Source organism: Martelella sp. (assembly GCF_984369615.1).
The window spans coordinates 1-5,730 of record NZ_CFHTCS010000284.1; the positions used below are offsets into that span (position 1 = coordinate 1).

Annotated in this window: 6 protein-coding genes and 1 pseudogene; 1 reads left to right on the top strand and 6 read right to left on the bottom strand. The window is 60.3% G+C overall.

Annotated features, from left to right (window positions below; all coding sequences use genetic code 11):
• The 4 genes and pseudogenes from AC5DC2_RS18215 to AC5DC2_RS18230 all read right to left on the bottom strand — a co-directional run.
• Positions 1-357 (bottom strand): annotated as a pseudogene (locus AC5DC2_RS18215) (ABC transporter substrate-binding protein); the annotation flags it as partial.
• Positions 358-398: 41 nt separating this feature from the next.
• Positions 399-1,511, bottom strand: coding sequence for an ABC transporter ATP-binding protein (locus tag AC5DC2_RS18220; protein ID WP_061449778.1), 1,113 nt, complete (start codon positions 1,509-1,511; stop codon positions 399-401).
• 5 nt (positions 1,512-1,516) lie between these two features.
• Positions 1,517-2,428: a carbohydrate ABC transporter permease gene (locus AC5DC2_RS18225; protein ID WP_061449779.1), complete on the bottom strand. Its 912-nt coding sequence runs from the start codon at positions 2,426-2,428 to the stop codon at positions 1,517-1,519.
• 2 nt (positions 2,429-2,430) lie between these two features.
• A complete protein-coding gene (locus AC5DC2_RS18230; protein ID WP_061449780.1) occupies positions 2,431-3,315 on the bottom strand; it encodes a carbohydrate ABC transporter permease in 885 nt (294 codons plus the stop codon).
• A gap of 324 nt (positions 3,316-3,639) precedes the next feature.
• On the opposite strand from AC5DC2_RS18230, the gene AC5DC2_RS18235 reads away from it, so the two are divergent.
• Positions 3,640-4,557, top strand: coding sequence for an AraC family transcriptional regulator (locus AC5DC2_RS18235; protein WP_491699496.1), 918 nt, complete (start codon positions 3,640-3,642; stop codon positions 4,555-4,557).
• Between the two features lie 3 nt (positions 4,558-4,560).
• Here the strand turns inward: AC5DC2_RS18235 and AC5DC2_RS18240 are convergent, their stop codons facing one another.
• Both AC5DC2_RS18240 and AC5DC2_RS18245 read right to left on the bottom strand, forming a co-directional pair.
• Entirely contained in the window at positions 4,561-5,469 is a 909-nt protein-coding gene (locus tag AC5DC2_RS18240) for a sugar kinase (protein WP_491699497.1), read from the bottom strand.
• A partial coding sequence (locus tag AC5DC2_RS18245; protein WP_491699498.1) for an FCD domain-containing protein occupies positions 5,466-5,730 on the bottom strand: 265 nt, incomplete at its 5' end. The genes AC5DC2_RS18245 and AC5DC2_RS18240, both read right to left, overlap by 4 nt.

Below are 5,730 nucleotides of genomic sequence, written 5' to 3' on the forward strand. Positions count from 1 at the left end.
CGAGGTTGCGAGTTCCCCCTCGGTCCACTGCGTGAGGTCGATCGTGTCGGAGAACTCATTGAGATCGGCAAAGCCTTCGCCGTTCGGTGTGAACAGCGGCAGCCAGGGCCAGTTGATCTGCATGATGTCGGCTTCGGTGCCGCCGGCAAGCTGGGTGGTGATCTTCTCCTGGTGACCGGACCAGCCGGTGAATTCCGGAGAAATGCTGTGGCCAAGCTTTTCGCCGCAATATTTCAGCGCTTCCTGGGTTGCAAGGTGACGGCTGTCGCCGCCCCACCAGGACATGCGAAGATCGGCGGCATTGGCTGCCGTCAGCGATGTTGCAGCCATCAGGCCGGCGAGAATTGTCAGTTTCATGGTCATATTTTCCTCCCTTTGAAAAAGACGGTTTCGAAGAACTATGCCGACAGCGAGATGTTTTCGCCGGTGCGGCGGTGGAAGATGTGCAGCGCGTCTTCCTGCGGCATGATGCGGATGGCATCATCGCGCAGATATTGACGCTCGATGCCCGTTGCCGGGACGACGACGATGAAGGACTGGTCCTCGACGGTGATGTAGAGGTAGACCTCGTGGCCCATGAACTCGACATGGGAGATGCGGCCGAGCAGCCCTTCTTCGGCATTCTGATCCACCACTGTGAAGTGCTGCGGACGAACACCGAAGGTGACCTCGCTCGGGGCATCCTTGTCGATGCGGGCGCGGGCCTTGTCGTCGATGGTAAAGGTCTGCGTGCCGATCCTGAGCTTGTTGCCGTCGACCAGCGTCGCATCGCCGATATTCATTTCCGGCGATCCGATGAAGCCTGCGACAAAGGCATTGGCCGGCTTGCGGTAAAGCGTGAAGGGATCGGCGACCTGCATGATCCGGCCTTCCTTCATCACGCAGATGCGGTTGCCCATGGTCATGGCTTCCGTCTGGTCGTGCGTGACGTAGACAACGGTCGAATGCATGCCTTCTGCCAGCAACTGCTTGTGCAGGTCGGTGATGCGCACGCGCATGGAGGCCCTGAGCTTGGCATCGAGGTTGGAGAGAGGTTCGTCGAACAGGAAGACCTGCGGCTTCTTGATCAGCGCGCGGCCTACGGCAACGCGCTGGGCCTGACCGCCGGAAAGCTGCTTCGGCAGGCGCTCCAGATAGTCCTCGATCTCGAGAATATGCGAGACTTCCTCGGTGGAGGCGGCAATCTCCGCCTTTGGCGCATGCTTGAGACGCAGGCCGAAGGAGAGATTGTTTTTCACCTTCATATGCGGATAGAGCGCATAGTTCTGAAACACCATCGCGATGCCGCGCTGGCCCGGGGGCTTGTCGTTGACGAGATCGTCGCCGATGCGGATCTCACCGCCGGTGATGCGCTCCAGACCGGCGATCATCCTGAGCGTCGTCGATTTGGCGCAGCCGGACGGGCCGACCAGCACCATGAACTCGCCATCCTCGATTTCCAGGTCGATGCCGTGGACGGCCTTGAACTTGCCGTAGACCTTTTCGAGACTTTTCAGCTGAACTCTGGCCATGGTTGTTATCCTTTGACTCCGCCAGCGGAGATACCTTCGATGAAATATTTCTGCGCCATGAAGAACACGACGAGGGCGGGCGTGATCGCGAGCACCGACATGGAGAGGATCTTGTTCCAGGCGAATGCCTCGGTGGTGTCGATCGACAGTTTGAGGGCCAGGGAGACCGGGTATTTGTCGACGGAGGACAGGTAGATCAACGGCCCGAGGAAGTCGTTCATCGTCCACATGAACTGGAACAGGCAGACCGAGATGAGGGCCGGCGTGAGCAGCGGTACGACGATGAAGAGCAGGGCCTGCCAGCTCGAGGCGCCGTCGACGCGCGCGGCCTCTTCCATGTCGCGCGGGATGGCGCGCAGGAACTGGACCAGCATGAAGACGAAGAACGCGTCACCGGCAAGCGCAGACGGCACCCACAGCGGCAGGAAACTATCGAGCCAGCCGAATTCCCTGAACAGCAGATACTGCGGAATGCGAGTGACGACGTTGGGCAGGAGCAGGATCGCGATCAGCGACGCGAACAGCACCTTCTTGCCGGGGAACTCGAACCGGGCGAAGCCGTAGGCAACGGCGGTGGCCGAGATCGCGGTCCCGATCATCTTCGGGATCAGGATCAGGAAGGTATTGAGGAAGAACCGGCCGAACGTATAGGGCGTCGAGGTCTTCCAGCCTTCGATATAGCCGCTGACGGTCGGATGGGTCGGCCAGAAGCCGGCGCTCGCGAACATTTCGGCATTGGTCTTGAACGATGCGCCGATCAGCCAGATCAGCGGGTAGAGCATGATCAGGCCGACCGCGAACAGGATCACGTAGCGGATGATCGACGAGATCAGGACTTTGCGCTGTTCGCGCTTGCGGGCGCGGATGGCTTCCAGATCGCGGGCGGAGAGCATGCTCGACAAGGTTTGCTCTGTCATGATCAGCTCCTCTTGTCGCCGGCGTAGTAGACCCAATGGCGCGATGACCAGAAGGCGATCAGCGTCAGGACCATGATGATGGCGAACATGACCCAGGCAATGGCCGAGGCATATCCCATGCGGAAGTTCTTGAAGGCCTCGTCATAGATGTAGAGCGGCAGCAGATAGGTGGATTTCAGCGGACCGCCGCCGGTGATGATGTAGGGGCCGTTGAATTCCTGGAAGGCCTGCACCGTCTGCATGATGAGGTTGAAGAAGATCACCGGCGTGATCAGCGGCAGGGTGATGAAGAAGAAGGTCTTCCACTTGCCGGCGCCGTCTATGGCGGCAGCCTCGTAGAGCGAATTGTCGACGCTCTGAAGGGCGGCCAGGAAGATCACCATTGCCGAGCCAAATTGCCACAGACGCAGCAGCGTGATGGTGAACAGCGCGTTGTTGGGATCGCCGAACCAGTTGACGCCCTGAAGGCCGATGCTTTCCAGCATCATGTTGATCAGCCCGACATCGGCGAAGAGATAGCGCCACAAAACCGCGATCGCGACCGAACCGCCGAGGATCGACGGGACATAGAAGGCCGTGCGGAAGAAGTTGATGAACTTCAGCTTGTAGTTCAGGATCACCGCGATGAAGAGCGCGAAGGCGAGCTTCAGCGGCACCGTCGAGAACACGTAGATCAGCGTGACCGACAGCGACTTGTTGAAGGTGCGGTCATGGGTGAACAGACGGATATAATTCTTCAGGCCGACGAAATGCGGCGAACTCATAAGCGAGTAGTCGGTGAACGACAACACGAATGACGCAAGAAATGGCACTGCAGTGAAAAGCAGCAGGCCGATGATATATGGGGACAGATAGGCGAGCCCCATGAAACGATTTTCACCGCTCATGACCGCGTTCCCGTTTGTTGGTTCCGGCAGGCGCGGCTGTCCCGTGGGAGCGCATCGCCACGGCCTGTCCGCCGTCAAGGCGGTGAGCTGAGGGCGTGCGTAAGGGCAGCCGACCCCGAAGGGCAGCACGGAAATTGTTGTGTTCTGATTTGTGCATGGCGCTAAGGCGCAGGCGAGGGATCAACCCTACAGGGTCTTGCTTTTTCCCATACGAGCGACATCCTCCCAGATGTGTAATGATGCGATACGCCTTTATTTCGGCGCTTCCACCGTTCATAATCATGCTTGGCCAATAATTTGGAATAGAGGGTTTCGGACAAAAGGATGGATAAAATCGAAGGTGGGGTTCTTGACGGTCTTGCGGTTAACGCCCTCAATCTGACGCTGACCCGTTCGACCATCAGGATGCTGCACACCTCGACCTGGACCGCCGACAAGGTCAACAAGGTCCACGACCTCGTCATCTGCCTGACGGGCAGGGCCGAATACGAGATCGCCGGGGAAAGCTTCCAAATGAAACCGGGCCGCGCCATGCTGATTCCGGCCGGAGAACGCTTCATCGGGCGCTCCACATCCGACGAACTCTATACCGGCGTCGCCCAGCATTTCCGGGCCGAGGTCTTCGGCCGCATGGACCTGTTCGAACAGATGGACTGCCGGCTCTGGGTCGACCTGCCGCGCTGGGAGATGATCGCGCCCCTGGCACGCCACTATCGCGAGACGGCGCCGCTGTCGTCCACCACCTTTGCCCAGCACCACATCTTCATGGTTCTGCTGATCGAGTTCATCGAAGCCGCCTTCATCCGCTGGCGACCGCAGAAGGACGTCGCCGTCAACAATCCGGACAGCCTCTCGCTCTCGGTCATGGTCGCGGCATCGCAGATCGCCGCCGATCCCCTGAGCCCGGACACGGTCGACCGCGTTCTGGGCTCGATCCCCTATAACCAGGATTATTTCCGCCGCGAGTTCAAGAAACAGGTCGGCCTCACACCGCCGAAATATCAGGAGTTCAAGAGGATGGAGCGGGCCATGGCCCTGCTGGCCAGCGGCCAGACCGTGAAACAGGCCTCCGCCTTCGTCGGCTATGATGACAGCTATTATTTTTCAAGGATGTTCAAGCGCTATATCGGCGTCAGCCCGGCTGGCTACAAAATGCTGAACAAGCGCCACCAGGAGGGCGCCTTCCCCCGCGGCGAGGAGGACGGCATGGCCGTCTTCCCCCTTTTGCGGCAAGCAGAATGACCGTCAGACGGCGACGAGCGCCCCGCGCGCGCCGATCACCCGGGCCGAAAGCGCCGAACCCTTGGCCAGCGCCTCAACCAGCGGCGTTCCGGTCATCAGGGCCGCGATCAGCCCGGCATTGAAACTGTCGCCGGCCGCCGTCGTATCCACGACATTTTCCGAAGGCGTCGGCTTGAACGTGACCGGACCTTCCGCCTCGTCTTCGGCATGGATCGTATCGGCGCCGTTCTTGACGATCACGGTCTTCACGCCCACAGCGCGGTAGCGCGCGATCGTTGCCTCCGGGCTTTCATCGCCGAACACCGCGCCGTCCTCGTCGAAGGAGGGCAGAACGATGTCGCTGACGGCGGCCGCCTTCATGATGGTCTCAGCCATGACCTCGCGTGAGGACCAGAGGCGCGCGCGCATGTTGGGATCGAAGGCGATGACGGTGCCCGCGGCGCGCGCTTCGGCCAGCAGGTCAAGCAGTGTGCGGCGATGCTCTTCATTGACCACGGCCATCGTGATGCCCGAGAACAGCACGAGCCCCTTGCCGGCGAGCGCCTTTCCCAGCGCCCCGGGGTCCTCTGCCAGAAGCTTTGCGGCCGACTGTCCGCGCCAGTAGGAAAAGCTGCGCTCGCCGTTCTTCAGCGCGATCATGTAGAGCCCGACAGTGCGTTCCTCGATCCGGCGCACCGAGGCCGTGCCGACGCCGGCCTTTTCCATGAAGGTCAGCATCTCGTCGGAAACCGTATCTGTTCCCGCTCCGGTGAAATAATCGACGGTGAACTCATCCGGCAGCGTGCGGGCGAGATACCAGGCGGAATTGAAGGTGTCGCCGGCAAAGCCGCGGGTATAGGCGCCGTCTTCGCGCGGGGCCATCTCGACCATGCATTCGCCGATGCACAGGATAGTCTTGGGGAGGTTTTTCATTCGTCTTCCATTTCGAAAAAAGCCGGATGCGAGACGTTGATACGCTCGACGATCTTGGCGATCTGCGACAAATGCTCCCGCATGGCCGAAACGGCCGCCTCCACGTCATGCGCCTCGATCGCGTGCAGTATCCCGGCATGTTCGTTGAGTGCGCTTGTCGCGCCGAAGGACAGGCTGAGATACCGCACACGGTCCATATGCGCCTTGTGGTCGCGAATCAATGCCCAAGCGTCGCCATGGCCGGAAAGCTCGCAGATCTGT

What these genes read in the sequence shown, in the direction of transcription:
- AC5DC2_RS18240 (WP_491699497.1), bottom strand. Translation starts at nt 5,469, where the DNA reads ATGAAAAACCTCCCCAAGACTATCCTGTGCATCGGCGAATGCATGGTC.
- AC5DC2_RS18230 (WP_061449780.1), bottom strand. Translation starts at nt 3,315, where the DNA reads ATGAGCGGTGAAAATCGTTTCATGGGGCTCGCCTATCTGTCCCCATAT.
- AC5DC2_RS18235 (WP_491699496.1), top strand. Translation starts at nt 3,640, where the DNA reads ATGGATAAAATCGAAGGTGGGGTTCTTGACGGTCTTGCGGTTAACGCC.
- AC5DC2_RS18225 (WP_061449779.1), bottom strand. Translation starts at nt 2,428, where the DNA reads ATGACAGAGCAAACCTTGTCGAGCATGCTCTCCGCCCGCGATCTGGAA.
- AC5DC2_RS18220 (WP_061449778.1), bottom strand. Translation starts at nt 1,511, where the DNA reads ATGGCCAGAGTTCAGCTGAAAAGTCTCGAAAAGGTCTACGGCAAGTTC.